Consider the following 20,744-nt stretch of genomic DNA (forward strand, 5'->3'; position numbering starts at 1 on the left):
TCGCGGGCTGCGCTCCCAAAGGCCAGGCCGGGCCCGGCCTGGACTCAGGCCGATACGAACGCGGCCCGCCGCCGGGTCTCCACCTCGGCGGCGAGCCGCGGTGCCCGCTGCCGGGCCTGCGGCAGACCGCACCCGGCCAGCCAGTTCGCCAGCATCAGGTGGCCGCCCTCGGTGAGCACCGACTCGGGGTGGAACTGCACACCCTCGACCGGCAGGCTCCGGTGCCGCATCGCCATCACCACCCCGGACGCGGTCCGGCCGGTGACCTCGATCTCGGCCGGCAGGCTGTCCTCGCGTACGGCGAGGGAGTGGTAGCGGGTGGCGGTGAACGGGTCCGGCAGCCCGGCCAGCACCCCGACGCCCCGATGCTCGACCAGCGAGGTCTTGCCGTGCAGCAGCTCGGGAGCACGTTCGACGACCCCGCCGAACGCGGCACCGATCGCCTGGTGACCGAGGCAGACGCCGAGGATCGGCAGCTGTCCGGCGTACCGCTCGATGACCTCCAGGCAGATGCCGGCGCTGCCCGGCGCACCCGGCCCGGGGGAGAGCAGCACACCGGCCGCGCCGAGCCGGCCGACCTCGTCGACGGAGATCTCGGCGTTGCGCCGAACGTCGCATTCGGCACCCAGCTGGCCGAGGTACTGCACCAGGTTGAACACGAACGAGTCGTAGTTGTCGATCACCAGTACGCGCACGCGGACACCTGACTCTAGTCGCCGTTCACATCGGGTACGGGGTTGTTCGTCTCGGTGTCGTACGGCAGCTCGTAGTCGCCGGCGCCGCCACTGTCCGGGTCGCCGCCGTCGCCGTCGGTGCCGCCGTCGGCCGGACCGCCGTCGCCGGGGTCGGTACCGGTGCCGCCGCCGTCCTCGGTCACCTGGACGTCGTCGAACGGCAGCAGCGGCTCCGCCCACGGGAAGACCACGTACCAGAGCAGGACGACCGTCAGCCCGGCGAGCAGCGCCGAACCGATCAGCTTGCCGGGCGTGCCGAACGGGAGCTTGCGCCAGATCCAGGCGTACATGGCTCAGCCGCCGAGTTCCGCCGGTCGGCCATCGGCCTTGGGCTGGCTGCGAACCAGCGCCGCGTGCACGATCAGCCGCTGGTAGTTGTCGAACTTCGGGTGGCAGGTGGTCAGGGTCAGCATCGCCTCGGTCGGCTGCGCCCGGCGGTCGCCGGGGACGGCGGCGACCACTTCGGTCTGGTTCGGCAGCACGATGTGGTTGCGGGTGACCGCGTACACGTGCCAGGTGTCCCGGTCCTCGACGACAATCGTGTCGCCGTCGCCCAGCTCGTCCAGCCGCCAGAAGGTGGCCCGGTTGCGGTGCCCGGCCACCGAGAAGTTGCCGATCTTCCCGGGGCCGGCGCTGTCCGGGTAGTGACCCGGTGCGTACCGGATGTCGTCCTGGCCGACGCCCTCGACGACGATCCAGTTCTTGTCCAGCTTCGGGATGTAGAGCCCGGCGACCGGGGTGCCCTGCACCTGGATGGTGGGGGACGCCTCGGGCTCGGGCGTGGGGCCGTCGCTGACGACCGGCTCGGGCACTTCGGCCCATTGCTGGGCGAGCTGGTCGCTGAGCTCGTTCTGGTGGGCGTTGACGATGACCGACTTGCCCCAGATCTCGTAGCCGGCGAAGAGCAGCACCACAATGCCGAAGGTGATCAACAGCTCCCCGGTTGCCCGGGCGGTGGCGCGCAGCGCGGTCCAGATGGTGGGTCGGGTCAATTCGGAGTACACGCTCTTGTAACCGCTGTCGGTGCGCTCCGGTCGCAACTTCACCACCCGCGCACCGCGACGGGGGGCGGCACCGTCGCGCGCGCCAGAGCCGCCCGGGTCGGGCCCCGGCTCGGCCCCGGGCGCTGATTCTCCGTTGGGCGGCGGCTGGTAGCTGCTGATGACTACCGGCAGCACTGTGGTGGACGTGGCAGGCTCGGCGGGGTAGGGGGGGATGACGGCCGTGCGGGCAGCATCGTCGCGCTCGGGCTGTCGGGGGCGCCGGTACAGGGCCAGTTGCTGGGGCGAGTAGCCGGGCTGGTGCTGATGCGCCGGGGGTGTCGGGCCCGGGGCCGGTGCCGGGTTCGGCCCGGTGAAGCGGGGAAGCACCGTGGCCGAGTCGTCGGCGTGGTATGCGCGGTGCCGGCCCGAGTCGTGCGGTTGGTCGGGATGGCCGGGCGCCCCTGGACGGTCGGGCACCCCGGGCCGGGTCATCGCGCCGACTCCGGAACGGTGGTGTGTCGCAGCGCTGCCGAGCCGTCGAACGCCGGCACGGTCAGCTCGGCTTCGATGGTCTCCTGGTAGCCCAGCTGGAAGTGGGTCACGGCGTCTCTGAACAACTGCACCCCTTCGGAGTCGGCCAGCGCCTGCTGCAGGGCGCTGGGGTCACCGATCGCGGCGATCCGAAATGGGGGCGAGTAGACCCCGCCGTGCAACAACAGCGTGTTCCCGACACAGCGTACCGCGCTGGTCGCCAACACCCGTACGTTCATGATTGACATCGCTTCGGCGCCGCCGGCCCACAGTGCGTTGACCACTGCCTGTACGTCGCTCTGGTGCACCACCAGGTCGTCGTTGCTGGCACCGTCCGGCAGGTCGGTCAGCCGCGGCGCGTCGTCGAGCTCGATGATGACGCCCGGGCCGGCCAGCGCGGTGAAGCCGGCCGCCGACCGGTTCGCGTCGATCCGGGCCTGCTGCCGGGCGATCGGCTCGTCCGACCCGGCGACCAGCTCCGTCTGCTGGTCGACCTGGTCGCGCAGTTGGGCGGCTCGTTCCTCGGCGGCGGCGAGCTGGGTACGGCGGTCGTCGATCAGCTGCGCGAGCTGTGGTCGACGGTCCTCCCGCAGGCTGGTGCCGCTGGCGGTGGTGGCGGTCGTGGTGAACAGCAGGCCGGCGAGCAGCGCGATCAGCGGTACGCCGGCGGACCAGCCGGGCTGCTCCGCGCCGCGCCGGCGACGCAGCAGCCCGCGAACGGCGCGCCGGACCACGTCCCGCCAGGACGCGCTGCCGGAGGTGTACTCCACCTCGGCCCCCTCTCCGCCTGCCAGCCATCGACAAGTGTCCGCATAATGGACCACCTGAGCGGTCTGTCGCACCTGGTGGACCTGGTTGTGCCCAAATGTCGCTGCTACCGTGCTGCGGCCCGTGGCCGGATCGCGGCAACTTGACTACGCTAGCTCTTGAACATTATTGGCCATGGACCGTCGCCGCTGCGTCCGGTTGCCGGGCCGGATGATAGCCACCAGGAGAGCGTCGTGCCCAAGTCGCAGGTTCGCAAGAAGAAGGTCTACACCCCGCCGACCGACGTCCGCCCGACCCAGACGGCTGCCACCCGCAAGCCGAGTCCGATCTGGCTGCCGATCAGCGCCGTCTCGTTGATCGTCTTCGGCATCGGCTGGCTGGTCGTCTACTACCTGTCGGAGACCGCCTACCCGGTCGCCTCCTGGGGCTACTGGAACCTGGCGATCGGGTTCGGTGCCATGGTGAGTTCGCTGATCCTGCTCTCCCGCTGGCGCTGACCCGGTTCACAGTCGGTCCGCAGTCGGCCCGCCAGTGCCGCCCAAGGTCGGTCGGTGTCCACGAGGATGCCGGCCGACCTGCTGTTTTGTCGGGGGCCGGGCGCCGGCGTGGCGGCGACGCTGCCATAGGGTGGCGAGTACCGGTCGCCGGTACGGTGCGACGCTCGTCACATTACCCATGGGTAACTTGGCGGTAGGCTGAAGCTCCGTGGCCGGCCTTCCGGTCACTCTGCCGCTCGTCCGCAGCACACCGGGAGGCCAACGAATGGGTACGGTCCAGATCGTCACCACGGTGGTCGCCGCCATCGTCACCGCCGTCGCGGTGGTGCTCGCCGGCCGGGCGGTCTGGCAGTTCGTCTCGATCATCCGACTCGGCAAGGCCGACCCGCACCGCACCGGTGACCCGGCCACCCGGGCGAAGGTGATGCTGAGCGAGACCCTCGGCCACACCCGGATGCTCAAGTGGAGCGTCGTCGGGGCGGCCCACTGGTTCGTCATGGTCGCCTTCATCGTGCTCTCCATCCTCGTGCTGGAGGCGTACTTCGAGGTGGTCAACGCCGGCGGTGGCATTCCGGTGATCGGCGGTTGGCTGCTGTACGGGCTGGTCACCGAGCTCATCTCGATCCTCGGCATGGCGGGTATCGGCGTGCTCATCGGGATCCGGCTGGCGAACCGGCCGACCCGGACCGGCGGCCGGTCACGGTTCACCGGCTCGACGATGTGGCAGGGCTACTTCGTCGAAGCCGTCGTGCTCGCCGTACTGATCTGCGGTTTCTTGATCCGTGGCTTCCGGGTGGCCACCGACCACTTCGACTTCCCGGTCTGGGCCACCCCGGTGAGCCACGCGCTCGGTGCCGTCCTGCCCGCCTCCGAAGCGGCGATCAGCATCACCGCCCTGGTCAAGATCCTCATCTCGATGACCTGGCTGATCGTCATCGCGTTGACGCTGACCATGGGGGTGGCCTGGCACCGGTTCGCCGCCTTCTTCAACATCTACTTCAAGCGGGACCCCGGCCGGCCCAACTCCGGCCTCGGCGCGCTGCGGCCGATGATGAGCGACGGCAAGCCGCTCGACTTCGAAGAGGCCGACCCGGAATCCGATCAGTTCGGGGTCGCCCAGGTCGAACAGTTCAGCTGGAAGGGCCTGCTCGACTTCACCACCTGTACGGAGTGTGGCCGCTGCCAGTCGCAGTGCCCGGCCTGGAACACCGGTAAGCCGCTGTCACCGAAACTGCTCGTGCTGTCGCTGCGCGACCACGCCTACGCCAAGGCGCCCTACCTGCTCGCCGGCGGCGGCAAGGACCTCACCGGCGAGGAGAAGGGTACGGCCGAACAACTCGCCAAGGTCGATGCCCTGGCGCTGGCCGAGGCCGACCGCCCGCTGATCGGCGGCGCCGACGACGGCGGCGTCATCGACCCGGACGTGCTCTGGTCGTGCACCACCTGCGGGGCCTGCGTGGAGCAGTGCCCGGTGGACATCGAACACGTCGACCACATCGTCGACATGCGCCGCTACCAGGTGCTGATCGAGTCGAGCTTCCCCAGCGAGGCCGGCGTGATGCTGCGTAACCTGGAGAACAAGGGCAACCCGTGGGGTGCTCCGCCGAACACCCGGGAGGACTGGACCAAGGGGCTCGACTTCGCGGTCCCCCGAGTCGGCGAGGTGGACGACTTCGAGTACCTGTTCTGGGTCGGCTGCGCCGGCGCGTTCGAGGACCGGGCCAAGAAGACAACCCGCGCGGTGGCGACCCTGCTGCACGAAGCCGGCGTCGACTTCGCCATCCTCGGCGAGGGCGAGACCTGCACCGGCGACCCGGCCCGCCGGATCGGCAACGAGTTCGTCTTTCAGATGCTGGCCCAGCAGAACGTCGAGACCCTCAACGAGGCGTTCGGCGACCGGGAGCCGGCGAGACGCAAGATCGTCGCGACCTGCCCGCACTGCTTCAACACCCTCGGCAACGAGTACGGCCAGCTCGGCGGCCACTTCGACGTCGTACACCACACCCAGCTGCTGGCCCACCTGGTCGCCGCCGGCAAGCTCACCCCGGTCACCCCGGTCGACGGTGGGTTGACCTACCACGACCCGTGCTACCTGGGCCGGCACAACCGGGTGTTCAGCCCGCCCCGGGAGGTGCTCGGTGCCGCGTTGACCGCAGGTGCCGAGGCGGGCGGCGACGCGGCTCAGCTGCGGGAGATGCCGCGCAACTCGGAACGCTCGTTCTGCTGCGGTGCCGGCGGGGCGAGGATGTGGATGGAAGAGCGGATCGGCAAGCGGGTCAACGTCGACCGGGTCGAGGAGGCGCTCTCCACCGGGGCCCAGACCATCGCGGTCGGTTGCCCGTTCTGCTACACCATGCTCGGCGACGGGGTCACCGGCAAGCAGTCCAGTGGCGCGGCGGACGAGAACGTCGAGGTCGTCGATGTGGCGACGGTGCTGCTCAGGTCGGTCAAGCCGGCGGTAGCATCGTCGGCGTCATCGTCGGCCGAGGAGTAGGGAGAAGCGGGTGCTGGGTTGGGCCCGCGAGTTCCTCGCCCAGCCCTGGCCGTTCCTCACCCTCGCGGTGCTGGCCGGCGTGAGCCTGCTGGTGCACCGGCCGCTCGCCGTACGGCTCGGTTGGGCGCGCTGGCCGACGCTCGGGATGCTTGTCAGCGCTGCCGCGATCGCCGCGCTCACCCTGCCACCGGCGCCGACCGGGTCCGGCGTACCGCTCGCCCCCGGGGTCTCCGTTTCCGGCCCGGACGGCCAGGTCTTCGCCGCGTGCCTCCGGTCGCTCACCGATCCGGCGGTGCTGTGGTCCGGGCTGGTCACCGTCGACTCGCTCGGTGAACGGGTCGGCAACGTGGCGATGTTCGTACCGCTGGCGTTCTGTACGGTGCTGGCGGTCCACCGGCCAGTGCTGGCCACCGGGCTGCTCGTGCTGGCCCCGGTCGTCGTCGAAGTAGGCCAGGCGGTGCTCGGCGTCGGCCGCGAGTGTGTCGGCTACGACTGGGTCAACAACGCGACCGGGGCGCTGATCGGGGCGGTCGGCGGCAGTGTGGTCCGGTTGCTGTGGCGGCGGTTCGCGCCGTCGCCTACCGGGGTCAGCTAGCTGCCAGTCGCGACGTCGGTGGCGGTGAAGACGCTGCGGGCGACCGTCGCCCGGTACCCGTCGACGACGTCGGTGGTCGCAGCGATCGGCCAGGCCGCCGGCCCGAGCACCGCAGGCGGCCGGCGCCGCGCGTCCGAAAGCCGTGCAGCACCGACGTCCGGCACGTCGAGTGCGTTCAGCAGGCAGGCCAACGCGGCGGTACGCGGTCCGACCGGTCCGGCGCCGCGCTCGGCGGCGGCCAACCGTCGCCGGGTCTCCGTCTCAGCGGGCGGTTCGACGCCGTCCGGCGGAGCGAACCTGGTCCGGGGCAGGACCCAGAGCACCCGGTCCCGTTCCCGGCGGAGCACCCCCGAGGCGACCAGCCCGTCGAGTACCTCCTCGACCACACCGTGGGACAGCTCGACCACCCAGTCGCGGGTTGCGCGGCCAGGCTCGGCCTGGATCCTGATCCGTACCTGGTCGAGGAACTCCCGGCCGTGGCCTCGACCCGGGGCTTCGCCGGGCGCGTACCTGCCGGCGGGATCGTCGCCGGCCAGCACCCGGCCGTCTGCGTCAATCGAGATCTGCCCGCCGACGGCGAGGTCGCACAACACCGCCCCGGCGACGGCATAGTCGAGCTCCGGGGATGCGACGGACGCGGCCCCGGAACCGTCATAGCTGAGCAGGACGAGCTCCTCCGCGAGGCTGAGCGACTCCATGTCATCACGCTAACCGCCCAGACCGGTGACTGCAGGAGAAGCGGTAGCTGCGGGGGAAGCGGAGGCGGCAGGCGGTCTTGAACGAACACCGCGCTTTCCAATAAGGTGATGCACCGACCGCTGCGGATGTCGGCCTCCGTACCCCCGCCCGTGAGGCCCCAGCGATCGAACCATTGAAGGAGTCGCTGCCAATGGCACGTGCGCTCGCGAATTCGCACATCCATCGTCACAGTGGGTCCCGGTATCGACGCGGAGAGCATTGGCGTGTACGGGTTCCTCAACGTATCGCAATTGCGCTGTTACTTGCTGCAACTGCGCTGCTCTTCCCGGCTGGGCCGGCCCACGCCGAGCCGACGCTGGCTGAGATCGAAGCCGAGTTGGACGCCCAGTGGCTGAAACTGGAACCGGTCATCGAGCAGTACAACAAGGTGCACAGCGAGCTCAAGGCCAACGAGAAGAAAGCGGCCGCGCTCGACGAGAAGATCCGCCCCCTGTCCCTGCAGGCCAACTTGGCGGCGGACGAGATCGGCGAGGTTGCCAACCGCTACTACCGGACCGGGCCGTCGAGCGAACTGAACGCCCTGCTCCGGACCGGATCACCGACCAGTCTGGCGGATCAGCTCGTGGTGCTGGACCGAATCTCCAAGCGTCGGCAGGAAAAGATCACCGCTGTTTTGGAGACCCGGGACCGCTATCTCGCCGAACGGCAGACGCTGGACGAGTTGATCACGAAGCAGCAGGCACAGGACAAGACGCTCGCCGAGCAGCGCAAAACCATCAACGCCGAGATCAAACGCCTGGAACGGGCGCGCAACGCCGCGTACCAGTCCACCGGCTACACCGGCGGATCCGGTGCCTCCGGCCCGTGCCCGGCGGTGTCGGTCGGCGGAGCCGCCGGAACCGCGGTCCGCACCGCCTGCGCACAGCTCGGTAAGCCGTACGTCTGGGGTGCCACCGGGCCGAACGCCTTCGACTGTTCCGGCCTGACCCAGTACGCCTGGGCAAGTGCCGGTGTCAGCCTCACGCATTACACCGGAACTCAGTGGAATCAGGGCAGTTCGGTCAGCCGTGCCAACGCCAAACCCGGGGATCTCGTATTCTTCTTCAGTGATCTGCATCACGTGGGGATCTACATCGGTAATGGCCTGATGGTGCACGCTCCCCGCGCGGGTCAACCCGTGCAGATGGAGAACATCGACAACATGCCGCTCGCCGGATTCAAGCGGGTCGGCTGATCGTGGCAGGTCAGCCAGCCTGCTGAGGCAATCTGAGTGGCGCGCGTTGGCTGGCCGAACGTACGGGCGGACCGGTATGAACGGGCCGGTCCGCCCGGGAAAATTCGAACGCTTGAGCGATGGCAGCCTATGTACGATACGCAATCGTCTGTGTACTCAATGAGATAGTCCATGTTCTCGCTTGCGTAGCGAGAACGCCGCTCTCTACTCTTGGGGATCGTCGAGTCGGGAGGACGTCAACCAACCGGGTTGACCTCGGCCTGACACCGCCTAATCGCCGTCTGACGGCGAGCCGGGGACCCACGGCACTTCCGGGGTGAATCCGCAGGCCACCTGCGGTAGGGCGTCTCCTTTCCGCCCGAACCCGGCAGCTAACCCGGTAGGCGGTCTGGGGAGAAGGAGTCCGGTGGCTACGAGCGCCCCTCGGCGATACCTCCGGTGGTCCAGCCGCGACCATCGGCGAAAATCGCCGCACGACCCTAGCCGAGTACTCACCGCGTTGGTCGCCGCCACCACCGGCGTCGGTCTGCTGCTGGTAGCAGCGCCGGCGCAGGCGCAGCCCACCGTCGCCGAGATCGAGTCGCAGATCGACGAGGTCTGGGCCGAGCTCGAACCAACGATCGAACGGCACAATGCCGTACGGCAGGACCTTGCCGCCAAAAAGAAGCAGGCGGACGAACTACAGAAGAAGATCAAGCCACTGCAGATCCAGATCGACCTGGCGATGGACCGGGTCAGCGAGTTCGCCGCCCGGTCGTACAAGGGTGGTAGTCCGTCGGTCTTCAACGCGATCCTGACCAACGGCAAGCCGACCCACCTCGCCGACCAGCTCGAGCTGCTGGACCAGTTCGCCCGGCGGCAGGCCCGCGACGTGCAGGCCGTCGTCGACCTCAGGAACGAGTACGCCGCGAAGAAGGCCCCGCTCGACGATTTGATCGTCGAGCTGACCAGCACCGAGGCTCAGCTGGCGGCGAAGGCCAAGGAGATCGACGCCGAGGTTGACCGGTTGCAGGACCTGCGCCTGGAGGCGTACGGCTCGACCAACACCCTCGGCTCGCTGCGTCCCGCGCCCTGCCCGGCGACTTACCCCGGCGGTGCGGCCGGCAAGGCGGTCACCTTTGCCTGTGCGCAGATCGGCAAGCCGTACGTCTGGGGTTCAGCGGGACCGGGCAGCTACGACTGTTCGGGTCTCACCCTGGCCGCTTGGGCGCAGGCCGGCGTCACGCTGCCGCACAACGCCGCCCGGCAGCGCCAAATGACCGCCAACGTCAGCCGGGACGAGTTGCGCCCCGGCGACCTCATCTTCTACTACAGCGGGCTCTCCCACGTCGGCATGTACGTGGGTAACGGCTGGATCGTGCACGCCTCCCAGGCGGGCGAACCGGTGCAGATGCGCAAGATCGGTTCGAGTGTGCACAGTTACGGCAGGCCCGGCTAGACCTCACTCCTCCCCATGGCCTGGCGCATGCCGCTGATCCCCCCGTCAAGCGGCAGCACCGGCCACCGGAAAGGCGCCCTCCCATGTCTCCCCCCGGCTTGGGAGGGCGCCTTTCGCCTCCCCACCGCCGGCGCGCCGGCGCTGCGACAGCCCAGCCGTTCAGCTGGTCGGCCAGGTGCGCCACCGCTGCCAGGACCGGCTCGGAGTGGGTCCACGCTGTCCCTGGTACCGGGATCCGTAGACCGCCGACCCGTACGGATGCTCGGACGTCGACGAGAGCCGGAAGATGCACAGCTGGCCGATTCTCATCCCGGGCCAGAGCTTGATCGGCAGGTTGGCCACGTTGGACAACTCCAACGTCACGTGGCCGGAGAAGCCGGGGTCGATGAAGCCGGCGGTGGAGTGGGTCAGCAGGCCCAGCCGACCCAGGCTCGACTTGCCCTCCAGCCGGGCGGCCAGGCCGTCGCCGAGCGAGACGACCTCGAGCGTGGAGGCGAGGACGAACTCACCGGGGTGCAGTACGAACGGGTCGCCGCTGGGCACCTCGACCTGGGACGTCAGATCGTCCTGCCGAGTCGCCGGGTCGATGTGGGTGTACAGGTGGTTGTTGAAGACCCGGAAATACCGGTCGAGCCGGACATCGATGCTCGACGGCTGGACGAGCGAAGGTTCGAACGGCTCGAGGGAGAGTCCGCCGGTCTTGGTCTCCGCGACGATGTCCCGGTCGGAGAGAAGCATCGTCACACGATAGCGACCGTCCGGCCGGTGCGACCGCGCGGCCGGCTGTCCGGCCGGTACGTACCCGGATTGGCCTGGACGGGCGATCCCCCTATCTCTTCGTACACATGTTCGATAGAATCATCGCATGGCAACCTGGTCCGAGTTCGCAGCCGACGAGCCCCGCCTGGCCACGGCGATCCGACTCCTCATGCAGCAGTACGGTCCCGGCCTCGGCTACCTCGCCACCGTCCGAGCCGACGGTGGTCCCCGGGTGCACCCGGTCTCCCCGGTGATCACCGACAACGGGCTGTTCTGCTTCATCATCGACTCGCCGAAGCGGCGTGACCTGGAGCGGGATGGCCGGTACGCGCTGCACTCGTTCCCGCCGGAGGAGAGTGACGACGAGGCGTACCTGGCAGGTCGGGCGCATCCGGTCACCGATCCGGCCAAGGTGGGTCGGCTCGCCAGCGATCTCGGGGCCGTGCCGCACGTCGACTGGCGACTGTTCGAGTTCTCCGTCGACGTGGCGATGGTGGCGCAACGCGGTGGCAGCACCGGCCACTACGCGGCGGCGGCGCCACGGCAACCAGCCGTCCAGGTCTGGCTCGACCCGACCAGCGGCAGCGTCTCCCACCCGGTGCCGACCCCGGTCGCCTGCTGACCCGCCGCGTGGCACCGGCCGACGCGTCGACGCCCTACCCGTTGACGCCCGGTCGACGGGTGTCGAGCCGTACCCCATGCTGTGCTCGGTTGGCGGCCGGGCCTGTTGCGCAGTGACCGGGCTGACCGGGTAGAGTGGGTCCGCTCGCGGGTGTAGTTCAATGGCAGAACATCAGCTTCCCAAGCTGACAGTGCGGGTTCGATTCCCGTCACCCGCTCCAACACACGAAGCCCTGGTCGGGGCCATCATCCCAACCAGGGCTTGCGCTGTACGTACGCGGGATCGTCGCGAGGTTCCTACTTCCGTGGGTACGCGGCCTGCAGTACTTCGCGGATCAACTCGCTGGGGCTGCGGTTGGTCAGCTCTGCCACCTTTTTGATCATTTCGTAGGTTTGGTCATCAACTCGGATGCTGATCTTGTGCGAGGCGCCGCCGCTGCTGGAAAGCGGCGGTCTGCCGACCCGGCGGGGGGCGAGACTGTCGGGGTCGTATCCAGCCTCTGCCTCTGCGACCAGCTCGCTCTCCAGCTGCGACGTGAGCGCTGTACCGTTCTTGGCCTGTCGGCTGGCTGCCCGAGTCGCCCGGGCTCCGGTGGTGGTTGCTCGGCGCGGTGCCTTTGCCTTGTTAGAGGTCGTGGAGGTCGTTCGGTCCTTCGTCGTTCGCGTTACACCCGCCATGGCTTCGCCTCCTTGTAGAGCCGGTTGTACTTAGGTCGCATGTCCATGGAGTGGATCACGCGTAGCGTCCCGTCCAACAACTCGATGGCGACGACTTCGAGAGCGACGCCGTCCCTGTCGTCGCCGAGGAACAGCAGCCGTTCTGGCCGGTCCGGGGGTTCTGGTGGAAGGGCGTACGGCTGACCGCAGTGTTCGATGACGTACCGTGATCGTTGTTGCGCTATGTTGTGCTTGCCGGCGGACTGCGCCCACGAGTACCTGTACCTGGCCACGCATCGCATTTTGTCCGACGAAACCTGTCCTGGCTAGGATGACACGTGTACTCGGCCGCAGGCAAGGGCTCGGCCAGGCAACTCGATCTGTGGTTGCGGTGAGAGTTCCCTGCGCGCTGTCCGGTCGTGCCATTGGCGTGTCAGTAGGCCAGGATGATCAAGGCCAGCCCAGGTTACGGGAGGCCGCCTCAGAACCACGCCGCCTCGGCGGACGTGATGCCGCAGGTGCATCCTGATGCACCTGCGGCATCAAGCTGAACAGGTGACCACCGGCCCGAGGGGGCACACTGCGTGCAACGACCGCCGCGCGTCATCACCGACCTTGCGGTGTGGACGACGTCGGGCCGATACCCAGCAGCGCCAGCGCGGCGACCCGGCTTTCGATCACCTGGATCCGGTCGGCCCGTTCCGTCGGGGACCAGTGAGCCTGCTGGTTGGTCACCTGCCCGGGCCACTTCCGGTAGAGCAACCCCGGCTCGTCGATGAAGTGACCGTCGCTGACCGTGCTCGCGGCGAGGAGTAGCCCGGTGTCCTCCGAGGCGGGCAGCGCCAGCCAGCCGCCCAGGGCCAGCAGCAGGTCCGTACGGATGCACAGCGTCGCCGGGTGCACCGGCAGCCGGTAGGCGTCCTCCTGCCAGCACCGGTGGACCGTACCGGCGGGCAACCGGCCGCCCGGTGGATCGGTGGCCATCCGTATCGTGCTGTGGTCGCTCAGCAGATCGAGCGCCGCCGCCGTCGTCCAGCCGACCGTCGGGTCGGCGGTGAGGATCGCGATGTCATGGGCCAGCGCGTCGGAGGTCAGCCGGTCGTCGGCGTCGAGCACCTTGACCAGCGGCCCGTCGACGCGGGACAGCGCCATGGTGCGGGTGACGCCGGGGCCACCAGGGCGGTTGTGGCCGACGCTGATCCGTCGGTCCTGAGGCAGCGCGGCGGCGACCGCACCGGTCTGCCCGTCCTCCTGCACCAGCCAGCGCCACTGCCAGCCAGGCGGCATCCGCTGCGCCCGAAGCGAGGCGTACGCGTCGGCGAGGTACGGGATGCTCGCGGGATGGACAGGAGTGACCACCGAGATGGTCTGCGGGGGCGGGCGCATCGCTCCAACTCTACTATGGGTCGTTGATCGTTGACCCAGTGTTGTGGCGCCCCGGTCTCTGGTACGAATGTTCCATGTCGGAACCGAAGGATCTGCCGGCTGTGGATGCCGAACACGCCCGACCTCGAGGGGTGGACGACGCCACGGTCGCGGCGCTCGGCGAGTTGAGTAAGGCACTGGAGACGGTGCACCGGGCCCGTGGCCACCTCTACTCGATGCACCAACTGATCGGCGGCGCGGACGCGACCCTGGACCGGGTCGTCCAGCTGCTGCGCGGGGCCGGTCACCGGCACATGGCTGACCGGGTCGAGACGGAGCTGATCGGTCGCAACGTCCTGCCGGGCCGCTGGACGTTTCAGATCGTCGAGGAGTTCGACGACGGTTACTACGCTACCTTCCAGGCGGTCGAGCGGGCGGCCCGGGAGGCGCTGGTGGGCGGCCGCCGGCACATCCACGAGGCAGAGATGAAGCAGGCCCGGCGTACCGTCGGCCGACCGGGACACGAGGCGACGCCGTAGCCGATCCGACCCGGCGGTTCACAGGTCCTTGCTGTGGATCAGGCTGCGGATCCGGAGTTCGTCGACGACGGCGGGCGGGCAGTCGGCGACGATCACCGCGCTGCCGACGACGACCGCCCCGCGAGCCGCGGCGAGCTGCGCCATGGCCCGCAGCTGCGCGCCGCTGGTGACCCAGTCGTCGACCAGCAGGACCCGGTCGCCTGGGCCGAGGTGCCGGTCACGGACACCGAGCCGCAGCGTGCGGCCCCGGTAGTCGGGCGCCGTCGTGGTCCAGGTGGTCGCGTCTGCGATTGTCCGCTGCGGATCCTCCTTGTACGCGGGTACGACGCCGACGCCGAGCGCTGTCGCCACCAGCGGGCCGACAAGCAGCCCGGTGACCTGCGGGGTCATCACCGTGCTCGGCCGGTCCGCGTCGGCCAGGCCGGCGCTGGCCAGCTCGGCTAGGGCCGGGCCGATCCCGGCGAGGATCCGGGGGTGTCGCCACCACCCGGACAGGTCGCTCACCAGATGGCTGCTGGCCGGGCCGGGGTCGTGCCAGACGAAGGTGTCGATCAGCAGCTGCCGAAGGTCGATCGGGTCCGGCGCGTCGCCGGCTGCGGCGTCGGTCACCGGCCGAGTATGCCGGGGCTCCTCGGCCGGTGAATCTGCCGGGCACACTTGACACGGCACGGCCTGCTACGGCTACCGTGCGGCGGCCGGCTCCCCTGTGCCAGACCGCTCGACCGCGTCGACCCGGGCGGCACGTGGGGCCGACCGAGCCGCCTCGACGCCGAAACCGTCCCCGACCGGCGGGCCGTCCCCGACCCAGAACGAGGCCCAGGCCCACCGCGAACGGCGAGTCGTTCGACCCGTCGGGGACCGCCGCGCACCGTACCCTGCCGTTCGACACTCAGGTGCGGTGACCAACCCGCAGACCGGTGCCAGCGTGGTGGTTCGGATCAACGGTCGTGGACCGTTCGTCGACGGGCGGTGCCTCGACCTGGCCCGTGCCGCTTTCGCGAAGATTGCGGCTCTTGACCTGGGCCACCTCCAGGTCCGCTACGAGATTCTCGGCGACTTACCGCGATCCTGAGTTGCCACTCAGTGTCGAGCTGCTGGTCAACGGCGTGATGTGCCATATTCAGGTTTGCCCACAGGTTGAGCAACCGCTCACCGCCCGCCCGGGGGATAGCCAGGGTGCCGTGGTTGTCCAATACTCCGGGTGGCTATATCCGGATCAGACGACAGGCCAACTTCGTTGGGCCACCGCCACCGATGAGTCATGCTGTTTCGCGTACCCATGCACATCATCCCGATGGGCGGCCGCCGCCCACTCAGCGCTGGTTCCCGCGTCGGCCTCGGCGCGGCCCTGGTGCTGCTCGCGCTCGTCTCCGTGGTGGAGATCGCGGACGGGTCCGGTGTCAACTACGTCGGTCTGGTCGCCGCTGCCCCGTTCCTCGCGGCGGCCTTCGCGACGTGGCGGGTAGTGCTCTCCACCGGGGTGCTGGCGACCCTGGTCGGTGGCATCTTCGCACTGACCGGTCAGATGCTCTCGCTGGCGACCGCGGTGAACGTGGTCGGTATCGCGCTGGCCACCGGGCTGGCGGCGGCGGTGGCGGTCATCCGGGAACGGCAGGCACAGCAGATCGCCGAGCTTTCGCGGCTGGCGTCGGTAGCCCAGCAGGCGGTGTTGCGTCCGCTCGGACCACAGGTCGGCACGCTCGCCGTGGCGGGACGCTACATCTCCGCCACCGCCGCCGCTGACATCGGCGGTGACCTGTATGAGGCGCTCGACACGCCGTACGGCGTACGCATGATCATCGGAGATGTGCGGGGCAAAGGCCTGGACGCGGTCCGACTGGCCAGCATCGTCCTGGGTTCGTACCGGCACGTCGCCTATGAGCGGGCCGATCTGCGGGCCATCGTGGCCGACCTGGACCGGGCGGTGGCGCGCAGCGTGGGCGACGAGGATTTCGTCACCGCCGCTCTGGTGGAGGAGCGCGGTGGAACGCTGACCATCGTCAACTGCGGGCACCCGGCGCCGCTGCTGCTGCGCCGGGGCGAAGTGATCCCGCTGGAACCGCCGGCTCCGGCGCCGCCGCTCGGGTTCATGCCGGTGGTACGCCCCCGGGTCGAACGTCTCGAGCCGGGTGACCGGTTGCTGCTGTTCACCGACGGACTGGGCGAGGCACGTCGGGACGGTGCCTTTTTCCCCACCGCGGACCGGGCCTGGCGGCTGCTGGGCCACGGCACCGTCGGTGACGGCCTGGCGTCGCTGGAGACGGCGTTGGTCGAGTGGGTGTACGGGCGGCTCGACGACGACATCGCCCTGGTCCTGATGGAGTACTCGGGCTCCGGGGTGGTGCCCGCTCCGGCCGTGCCGAGTTGGGAAGTCGGCGCGCCCGGCGGCTGACCGGCCGGATCGCCCTCCGGGGCGGAGCGCCCACGGCAGGTGGTGCCGAGGCCCCGGGCGGGTCAGACCGGCTGGGCGTTCGCGAACAGGAAGTTGGTGCCGCCGAGGGCCCGGTGCCGGCCGACGTAGCGACGGCTGGCGATCGGTTCGACCAGTGCGTTGAGCAGGCGGGTGACGGACATCTGTGCCTCCGATGGCAACTGCGGCGCTTCTTGGGCTTTGCCCAATTTTTGCCTCTTGCACCGGGCAAAACGACCGTATACCGGACAGGTGACGACTGGTGGGCCGTCAGTTGCCCCGTTGCTGTCCTCGGTTTGCCAGACGGCGCGCTTGTCGTTGGCTACCCGGGAGTAATACAGTGGTGGTTACTGACCAGTAACAGCTGTTTGAGAGCGGGGCCACCACGCGATGACCCACTACAAGAGCAACCTTCGGGACCTCGAGTTCAACCTGTTCGAGGTTTTCGGCGCCGACCGCGCCTTCGGCCAGGCGCCCTACGCCGACCTGGACGTCGACACCGCCCGGAGCATCCTCAGCGAGGTCGAGCGGCTGGCCCGCGAGGAGCTCGCACCCAGCTTCGTGCCGGGCGACCGCAATCCGCCGGTCTTCGACCCGGCCACCCACTCGGTGACCTTGCCGCCCGAGTTCCGCCGTTCGTTCGAGGCCTTCATGCAGGCCGAGTTCTGGCGGCTGGACCTGCCGGAGGAGCTCGGCGGCACGAACGCGCCACGGGCGTTGTGGTGGTCGTTGGCCGACCTGGTGCTCGGCTCCAACGCGCCGGTCTGGATGTACGCCTCCGGGCCGTCCTTCGCGCACACCCTCTACGTCGAGGGCACGCCGGAGCAGAAGGAGTGGGCCAAGCTCTTCGTCGAGCGGCAGTGGGCGTCGACGATGGTGCTGACCGAGCCGGACGCCGGCTCCGACGTGGGCGCCGGGCGCACCCGGGCGATCCCGCAGCCGGACGGTTCGTACCACATCGAGGGCGTCAAGCGCTTCATCACCAGCGGCGAGCACGACCTCAGCGAGAACATCATCCACTACGTGCTGGCCCGTCCGGTTGGAGTCGAGGGCGCCGGTGGTCCGGGCACCAAGGGCCTGTCGCTGTTCGTCGTGCCCAAGTACCACTTCGACGCGGCAACCGGTGAGCTGGGCGAACGCAATGGCGTGTTCGCCACCAACGTCGAGCACAAGATGGGGCTGAAGGTCTCCACTACCTGCGAGCTCACCTTCGGTGAGCATGGCGTGCCGGCCAAGGGCTGGCTGCTCGGCGACGTGCACGACGGAATCCGGCAGATGTTCCTGATCATCGAGTACGCCCGGATGCTGGTCGGCACGAAGGCGATCGCCACCCTCTCCACCGGCTACCTCAACGCCCTCGAGTACGCCAAGAACCGGGTCCAGGGCGCTGATCTGCTGCAGATGACTGACAAATCGGCACCGCGGGTGACCATCACCCACCACCCCGATGTCCGTCGGTCGCTCATGCTGCAGAAGTCGTATGCCGAGGGCCTGCGTGCGTTGGTCTGCTACACGGCCAGCTGGCAGGACAAGATCAACATTGCCCGGGCGGCCGGCAACGAGGAGACCGTTCAGCTCGCCAAGCGGGTCAACGACCTGCTGCTGCCCCTGGTCAAGGGGTGTGGCTCGGAACGGGCGTACGAACTGCTCGGCCACGAGTCGCTGCAAACCTTCGGCGGCTCCGGCTTCCTGCAGGACTACCCGCTGGAGCAGTACGTCCGGGATTCGAAGATCGACACCCTGTACGAGGGAACCACCGCGATCCAGAGCATCGACCTGTTCTTCCGCAAGATCGTCCGGGACAACGGCCAGTCGCTGATGGCGATCGCCGGCGAGATTCAGGCCTTCATCGCCGCCGAGGGCGGCAATGGCCAGCTCAAGGAGGAGCGCGCCGCGCTCGGCCGGGCGCTCGGCGAGGTGCAGAACATTCTCGGCGTGATGACCGGCTGGCTCGGTGAGGTGCAGAGCGGCGAGCCGCGCTCGCTGTACAAGGTCGGCCTGAGCAGCCGGCGACTGCTGCTGGCGCTCGGCGACGTGGTGATCGCCTGGCTGCTGCAGCGCCAAGCCGAGGTCGCCCTGACCGCCTTGGCCGGCGACGGGGTCTCCGACGCCGACCAGAGTTTCTACCAGGGCAAGGTGGCCGCCGCCCGGTTCTTCGCCAGCGAGGTGCTGCCCCGGATCGGTGCCGACCGTCGAATCATCGCCGGAACCGGACTCGACCTGATGGACCTACCCGAGGACGCCTTTTGAGCCGCTGACCGGAGGTTCCGCCGCCACCGTTTCGGGCCCTCCCCGGCGGGTAGATCAGCAGGCGACCGCACAACTTGTAGCCACCGCACAAGGAGTGCACGCATGGGTATCGGCAGTGGAATCTTCCTCATCGCAATAGGCGCCATCCTGGCGTACGCCGTCCGGGCCGACGTCTGGTGGCTGGACGTGCGGGCCGTGGGCTGGGTGCTGATCCTGGCCGGGTTGGCGATCCTGCTCACCGTGCTCTGGTTCTGGAACGATCGCCGCCGCCGGGCCCGGACGGTCATCGTCGAGGAGAACAAGCTGGCCCATCCGGCGCAGATGGTGCCGCCGCCAGCCGAACCGCCGCAGCCGCCCAACTGATCACGTCGCCAACCTGGCTGACCACGTCGGTCGAGCTGATCAGGGCCGCGCGGTCAGCTGGTACGGGCAGCCCGGGCGGTGTACGTGTGGGTCGCAGGAGCCGCCTGCGGCCCACACACCGTCCAGTCGCCGGTGAACTCGTGAACGGCGATCCCACAGGTCCGCAGTCCGCTGTCGCTGGCACCGACCGGGTCGAGCAGCGCTGAGGCGTAGGAGACCGTCGGGTTGTGCCCGACGATCAGCACCCGGGACACCGAGTTGTCCAGTTGCCGCACCAGGCCGAGCAGGTCGACCGCGGTCCCGCCGTGCAACCGGGGTTCGAAGCGGGCGGGTGCCGGCGGACCCGCCGCCGATGCCTCCTGCCAGGTCTGCCGGGTACGCCGGGCTGGCGAGCAGAGCACCAGTTGCGGCCAGAGCTGGTGTTCGGCCAGCCACTGCCCGGCGTGTGCCGCGTCCGAATGTCCGCGCGGGGTGAGCCCGCGTTGCTCGTCTGCCATCTGTTCGGGCTGCTCCGCCTTGGCGTGCCGGAGCAGCACGATGCTGCGTCGGGTCATCGGTTCAGCTTGCCTGATTGAGTTCACAAGCGCCTGGGTACATCCGTGCCCGCCGCTACCTCACAAGCGGCATCCGGCTGGCACGACGGTGCCGGCAACAGCCAAGGAGGTACGAAGTGGGTATCGGCGGAAGTATCTTCCTCATCGCCCTGGGCGCCATCCTGGCCTTCGCGGTCGAGGCCGAACTGGGCTTTCTCGACCTGACCACGGTCGGCTGGGTGTTGATGGTGGCCGGCGTGTTCGGGCTGGCCCTGACGTTGTGGTTCTGGCAGAGCCGGCGCCGTACGGTGGTGTCCCGGACCGCGCAGGACGAGCCGGCACCGGATGCTCCGGTGGAGGCGGACCGGGTCGTGGAGGAGCAGTACCGGGAGGTGCGTCGCCCGGGCGGCCCGGTGCGGCGGTGATCCCGGACCCCGAGCAGACCGCCACCCCCCGACGGATCAGGATCTGCCACGAACGGAACAGGATCTCCGACGATCCCGGACCGGGCGGTCCCCGCCGGGGTGGTGGCGGGTCAGGCGTAGAGCGCGAAGTAGATCGCGATGTGATGGCACAGCGCGGCGACGAGGGTGCAGGCGTGGAAGAACTCGTGGTGGCCGAAGACGGTGGGCCACGGGTTGGGGCGGCGCAGCGCGTAGAAGATCGCCCCGACGCTGTAGACCGCACCGCCGACGATCAGCAGGACCAGCGCGGTGACCCCACCGTGCTGCAGAATGTCGGGTAGTACCACCACCGCGACCCAGCCGAGGGCGATGTAGAGCGGGGCGCCGGCCCAGCGCGGCAGATGCGGCCAGATCAGCTTCATCGCCACCCCGGCCAGCGCACCGACCCAGACCACGGTAAGCAGGGTGGCCGCGCTGCGCCCGGGCAGCAGAAGCAGGCAGAACGGCGTGTAGGTGCCGGCGATGAAGACGAAGATCATCGAATGGTCGAGGCGGCGCATGATCTGGTACGCCCGTTCCGACCAGACTCGGCGGTGATAGAGCGCGCTGGTGCCGAACAGGCCGCACACCGTCAGGCTGTAGACGACGCAGCTGACCAGCGCGGTCCAGCCGGGTCGGGTGGCGGCCAGCGCGCAGAGCACAATTCCGCTGACCAGGGCCACGAAGAATGCGTACGTGTGCAGCCAGCCGCGCATCCGGGGTTTGCCGATGTCGACCGGCTTGAGGCGAAGGGGCGCTTCGGTGGTCACCAGACAAGGTTACGGCACCGTAGGTTACTCGCTGGTAGTGAATCGCCTCACGTCCGCCTGA

Annotated in this window: 22 protein-coding genes, 1 tRNA gene, 2 pseudogenes and 1 riboswitch; of the genes and pseudogenes, 13 read left to right on the forward strand and 12 right to left on the reverse strand. The window is 69.1% G+C overall.

What is annotated here, in order from left to right:
- Positions 1–44: 44 nt before the first annotated feature.
- The 4 genes and pseudogenes from ACFHWU_RS03700 to ACFHWU_RS03715 all read right to left on the reverse strand — a co-directional run bounded on the left by ACFHWU_RS03700 (position 45) and on the right by ACFHWU_RS03715 (position 3,018).
- Positions 45–695 (reverse strand): aminodeoxychorismate/anthranilate synthase component II, encoded by a 651-nt coding sequence (locus ACFHWU_RS03700; RefSeq protein ID WP_416550975.1) that lies wholly within the window; start codon positions 693–695, stop codon positions 45–47.
- Positions 696–709: 14 nt separating this feature from the next.
- Positions 710–1,024: a hypothetical protein gene (locus ACFHWU_RS03705; protein WP_416589814.1), complete on the reverse strand. Its 315-nt coding sequence runs from the start codon at positions 1,022–1,024 to the stop codon at positions 710–712.
- A 3-nt stretch (positions 1,025–1,027) separates the two neighbouring features.
- Positions 1,028–1,801, reverse strand: a pseudogene (locus ACFHWU_RS03710) (class E sortase); the annotation flags it as partial.
- Between the two features lie 404 nt (positions 1,802–2,205).
- A complete protein-coding gene (locus ACFHWU_RS03715; protein WP_416550977.1) occupies positions 2,206–3,018 on the reverse strand; it encodes a DUF881 domain-containing protein in 813 nt (270 codons plus the stop codon).
- Positions 3,019–3,249: 231 nt separating this feature from the next.
- Between ACFHWU_RS03715 and ACFHWU_RS03720 the strand changes: the two genes are divergently transcribed.
- From ACFHWU_RS03720 to ACFHWU_RS03730, 3 genes are all read left to right on the forward strand, one after another.
- Positions 3,250–3,513: a cell division protein CrgA gene (locus ACFHWU_RS03720; protein WP_416550978.1), complete on the forward strand. Its 264-nt coding sequence runs from the start codon at positions 3,250–3,252 to the stop codon at positions 3,511–3,513.
- 265 nt (positions 3,514–3,778) lie between these two features.
- Positions 3,779–6,007 (forward strand): heterodisulfide reductase-related iron-sulfur binding cluster, encoded by a 2,229-nt coding sequence (locus tag ACFHWU_RS03725; protein ID WP_416550979.1) that lies wholly within the window; start codon positions 3,779–3,781, stop codon positions 6,005–6,007.
- Positions 6,008–6,017: 10 nt separating this feature from the next.
- Complete coding sequence (locus tag ACFHWU_RS03730) at positions 6,018–6,602, forward strand: VanZ family protein (protein WP_416568773.1); 585 nt, start codon at positions 6,018–6,020, stop codon at positions 6,600–6,602.
- Here ACFHWU_RS03730 and ACFHWU_RS03735 read toward each other — a convergent pair.
- On the reverse strand, positions 6,599–7,300 hold the full coding sequence (locus ACFHWU_RS03735) for a GOLPH3/VPS74 family protein (RefSeq protein ID WP_416568772.1): 702 nt from the start codon (positions 7,298–7,300) through the stop codon (positions 6,599–6,601). The genes ACFHWU_RS03730 and ACFHWU_RS03735 overlap by 4 nt on opposite strands.
- Before the next feature lie 191 nt (positions 7,301–7,491).
- Between ACFHWU_RS03735 and ACFHWU_RS03740 the strand changes: the two genes are divergently transcribed.
- The gene (locus tag ACFHWU_RS03740) at positions 7,492–8,535 is read left to right on the forward strand and encodes an NlpC/P60 family protein (RefSeq protein ID WP_416589815.1); all 1,044 of its coding nucleotides are present in this window, start codon (positions 7,492–7,494) and stop codon (positions 8,533–8,535) included.
- A gap of 257 nt (positions 8,536–8,792) precedes the next feature.
- Positions 8,793–8,936, forward strand: a riboswitch (cyclic di-AMP (ydaO/yuaA leader).
- 5 nt (positions 8,937–8,941) lie between these two features.
- A complete protein-coding gene (locus ACFHWU_RS03745; RefSeq protein WP_416589816.1) occupies positions 8,942–9,973 on the forward strand; it encodes an NlpC/P60 family protein in 1,032 nt (343 codons plus the stop codon).
- Between the two features lie 159 nt (positions 9,974–10,132).
- On the opposite strand, the gene dcd is transcribed toward ACFHWU_RS03745, so the two are convergent.
- On the reverse strand, positions 10,133–10,711 hold the full coding sequence (gene dcd / locus ACFHWU_RS03750; RefSeq protein ID WP_416550984.1) for a dCTP deaminase: 579 nt from the start codon (positions 10,709–10,711) through the stop codon (positions 10,133–10,135).
- A gap of 127 nt (positions 10,712–10,838) precedes the next feature.
- On the opposite strand from dcd, the gene ACFHWU_RS03755 reads away from it, so the two are divergent.
- Both ACFHWU_RS03755 and ACFHWU_RS03760 read left to right on the forward strand, forming a co-directional pair.
- Entirely contained in the window at positions 10,839–11,354 is a 516-nt protein-coding gene (locus ACFHWU_RS03755) for a pyridoxamine 5'-phosphate oxidase family protein (protein WP_416589817.1), read from the forward strand.
- A 146-nt stretch (positions 11,355–11,500) separates the two neighbouring features.
- A tRNA-Gly gene (locus ACFHWU_RS03760) sits at positions 11,501–11,574 on the forward strand.
- A gap of 76 nt (positions 11,575–11,650) precedes the next feature.
- On the opposite strand, the gene ACFHWU_RS03765 is transcribed toward ACFHWU_RS03760, so the two are convergent.
- The 3 genes from ACFHWU_RS03765 to ACFHWU_RS03775 all read right to left on the reverse strand — a co-directional run bounded on the left by ACFHWU_RS03765 (position 11,651) and on the right by ACFHWU_RS03775 (position 13,396).
- Positions 11,651–12,031: a ribbon-helix-helix protein, CopG family gene (locus tag ACFHWU_RS03765; RefSeq protein WP_416589818.1), complete on the reverse strand. Its 381-nt coding sequence runs from the start codon at positions 12,029–12,031 to the stop codon at positions 11,651–11,653.
- Entirely contained in the window at positions 12,019–12,303 is a 285-nt protein-coding gene (locus tag ACFHWU_RS03770) for a hypothetical protein (RefSeq protein WP_416550987.1), read from the reverse strand. The genes ACFHWU_RS03765 and ACFHWU_RS03770 overlap by 13 nt, the downstream gene beginning before the upstream one ends.
- A gap of 313 nt (positions 12,304–12,616) precedes the next feature.
- Positions 12,617–13,396 carry a glycosyltransferase family 2 protein gene (locus tag ACFHWU_RS03775; RefSeq protein ID WP_416550988.1) on the reverse strand — a complete coding sequence of 260 codons (780 nt, stop codon included), beginning with the start codon at positions 13,394–13,396 and terminating at the stop codon, positions 12,617–12,619.
- Positions 13,397–13,470: 74 nt separating this feature from the next.
- Here ACFHWU_RS03775 and ACFHWU_RS03780 point away from each other — a divergent pair, with 74 nt between their 5' ends.
- Positions 13,471–13,914 (forward strand): hypothetical protein, encoded by a 444-nt coding sequence (locus tag ACFHWU_RS03780; RefSeq protein WP_416550989.1) that lies wholly within the window; start codon positions 13,471–13,473, stop codon positions 13,912–13,914.
- 18 nt (positions 13,915–13,932) lie between these two features.
- Here the strand turns inward: ACFHWU_RS03780 and ACFHWU_RS03785 are convergent, their stop codons facing one another.
- Entirely contained in the window at positions 13,933–14,523 is a 591-nt protein-coding gene (locus tag ACFHWU_RS03785; protein ID WP_416550990.1) for a phosphoribosyltransferase family protein, read from the reverse strand.
- A gap of 205 nt (positions 14,524–14,728) precedes the next feature.
- Between ACFHWU_RS03785 and ACFHWU_RS03790 the strand changes: the two are divergent.
- From ACFHWU_RS03790 to ACFHWU_RS03805, 4 genes and pseudogenes are all read left to right on the forward strand, one after another.
- A pseudogene (locus ACFHWU_RS03790) lies at positions 14,729–14,986 on the forward strand (septal ring lytic transglycosylase RlpA family protein); the annotation flags it as partial.
- 189 nt (positions 14,987–15,175) lie between these two features.
- Positions 15,176–16,306 (forward strand): PP2C family protein-serine/threonine phosphatase, encoded by a 1,131-nt coding sequence (locus ACFHWU_RS03795; RefSeq protein ID WP_416550991.1) that lies wholly within the window; start codon positions 15,176–15,178, stop codon positions 16,304–16,306.
- Between the two features lie 408 nt (positions 16,307–16,714).
- Positions 16,715–18,574, forward strand: coding sequence for an acyl-CoA dehydrogenase (locus ACFHWU_RS03800; RefSeq protein WP_416589819.1), 1,860 nt, complete (start codon positions 16,715–16,717; stop codon positions 18,572–18,574).
- A 102-nt stretch (positions 18,575–18,676) separates the two neighbouring features.
- Positions 18,677–18,937 (forward strand): DUF6458 family protein, encoded by a 261-nt coding sequence (locus ACFHWU_RS03805; RefSeq protein WP_123606537.1) that lies wholly within the window; start codon positions 18,677–18,679, stop codon positions 18,935–18,937.
- Positions 18,938–18,990: 53 nt separating this feature from the next.
- Here ACFHWU_RS03805 and ACFHWU_RS03810 read toward each other — a convergent pair whose 3' ends face one another.
- Positions 18,991–19,491, reverse strand: a complete 501-nt coding sequence (locus ACFHWU_RS03810) for a SixA phosphatase family protein (RefSeq protein WP_416589820.1) — start codon at positions 19,489–19,491, stop codon at positions 18,991–18,993.
- A gap of 116 nt (positions 19,492–19,607) precedes the next feature.
- Between ACFHWU_RS03810 and ACFHWU_RS03815 the strand changes: the two genes are divergently transcribed.
- A complete protein-coding gene (locus ACFHWU_RS03815; protein WP_416550994.1) occupies positions 19,608–19,895 on the forward strand; it encodes a DUF6458 family protein in 288 nt (95 codons plus the stop codon).
- Between the two features lie 110 nt (positions 19,896–20,005).
- Here ACFHWU_RS03815 and trhA read toward each other — a convergent pair whose 3' ends face one another.
- The gene (gene trhA, locus ACFHWU_RS03820) at positions 20,006–20,683 is read right to left on the reverse strand and encodes a PAQR family membrane homeostasis protein TrhA (RefSeq protein WP_278172704.1); all 678 of its coding nucleotides are present in this window, start codon (positions 20,681–20,683) and stop codon (positions 20,006–20,008) included.
- Positions 20,684–20,744: the final 61 nt, after the last annotated feature.

Source organism: Micromonospora sp. LOL_015, assembly GCF_048060275.1.
Taxonomy (GTDB): Bacteria; Actinomycetota; Actinomycetes; order Mycobacteriales; family Micromonosporaceae; genus Micromonospora_E.

Excerpts from the sequence above, each read along its gene's own strand:
- ACFHWU_RS03805 (WP_123606537.1), top strand. The coding sequence starts at position 18,677 with ATGGGTATCGGCAGTGGAATCTTCCTCATCGCAATAGGCGCCATCCTG.
- ACFHWU_RS03755 (WP_416589817.1), top strand. The coding sequence starts at position 10,839 with ATGGCAACCTGGTCCGAGTTCGCAGCCGACGAGCCCCGCCTGGCCACG.
- ACFHWU_RS03735 (WP_416568772.1), bottom strand. The coding sequence starts at position 7,300 with ATGGAGTCGCTCAGCCTCGCGGAGGAGCTCGTCCTGCTCAGCTATGAC.
- ACFHWU_RS03705 (WP_416589814.1), bottom strand. The coding sequence starts at position 1,024 with ATGTACGCCTGGATCTGGCGCAAGCTCCCGTTCGGCACGCCCGGCAAG.
- ACFHWU_RS03795 (WP_416550991.1), top strand. The coding sequence starts at position 15,176 with ATGCTGTTTCGCGTACCCATGCACATCATCCCGATGGGCGGCCGCCGC.
- ACFHWU_RS03780 (WP_416550989.1), top strand. The coding sequence starts at position 13,471 with ATGTCGGAACCGAAGGATCTGCCGGCTGTGGATGCCGAACACGCCCGA.
- ACFHWU_RS03725 (WP_416550979.1), top strand. The coding sequence starts at position 3,779 with ATGGGTACGGTCCAGATCGTCACCACGGTGGTCGCCGCCATCGTCACC.
- ACFHWU_RS03740 (WP_416589815.1), top strand. The coding sequence starts at position 7,492 with ATGGCACGTGCGCTCGCGAATTCGCACATCCATCGTCACAGTGGGTCC.
- ACFHWU_RS03775 (WP_416550988.1), bottom strand. The coding sequence starts at position 13,396 with ATGCGCCCGCCCCCGCAGACCATCTCGGTGGTCACTCCTGTCCATCCC.
- ACFHWU_RS03810 (WP_416589820.1), bottom strand. The coding sequence starts at position 19,491 with ATGACCCGACGCAGCATCGTGCTGCTCCGGCACGCCAAGGCGGAGCAG.
- dcd (WP_416550984.1), bottom strand. The coding sequence starts at position 10,711 with ATGCTTCTCTCCGACCGGGACATCGTCGCGGAGACCAAGACCGGCGGA.
- ACFHWU_RS03800 (WP_416589819.1), top strand. The coding sequence starts at position 16,715 with ATGACCCACTACAAGAGCAACCTTCGGGACCTCGAGTTCAACCTGTTC.
- ACFHWU_RS03765 (WP_416589818.1), bottom strand. The coding sequence starts at position 12,031 with ATGGCGGGTGTAACGCGAACGACGAAGGACCGAACGACCTCCACGACC.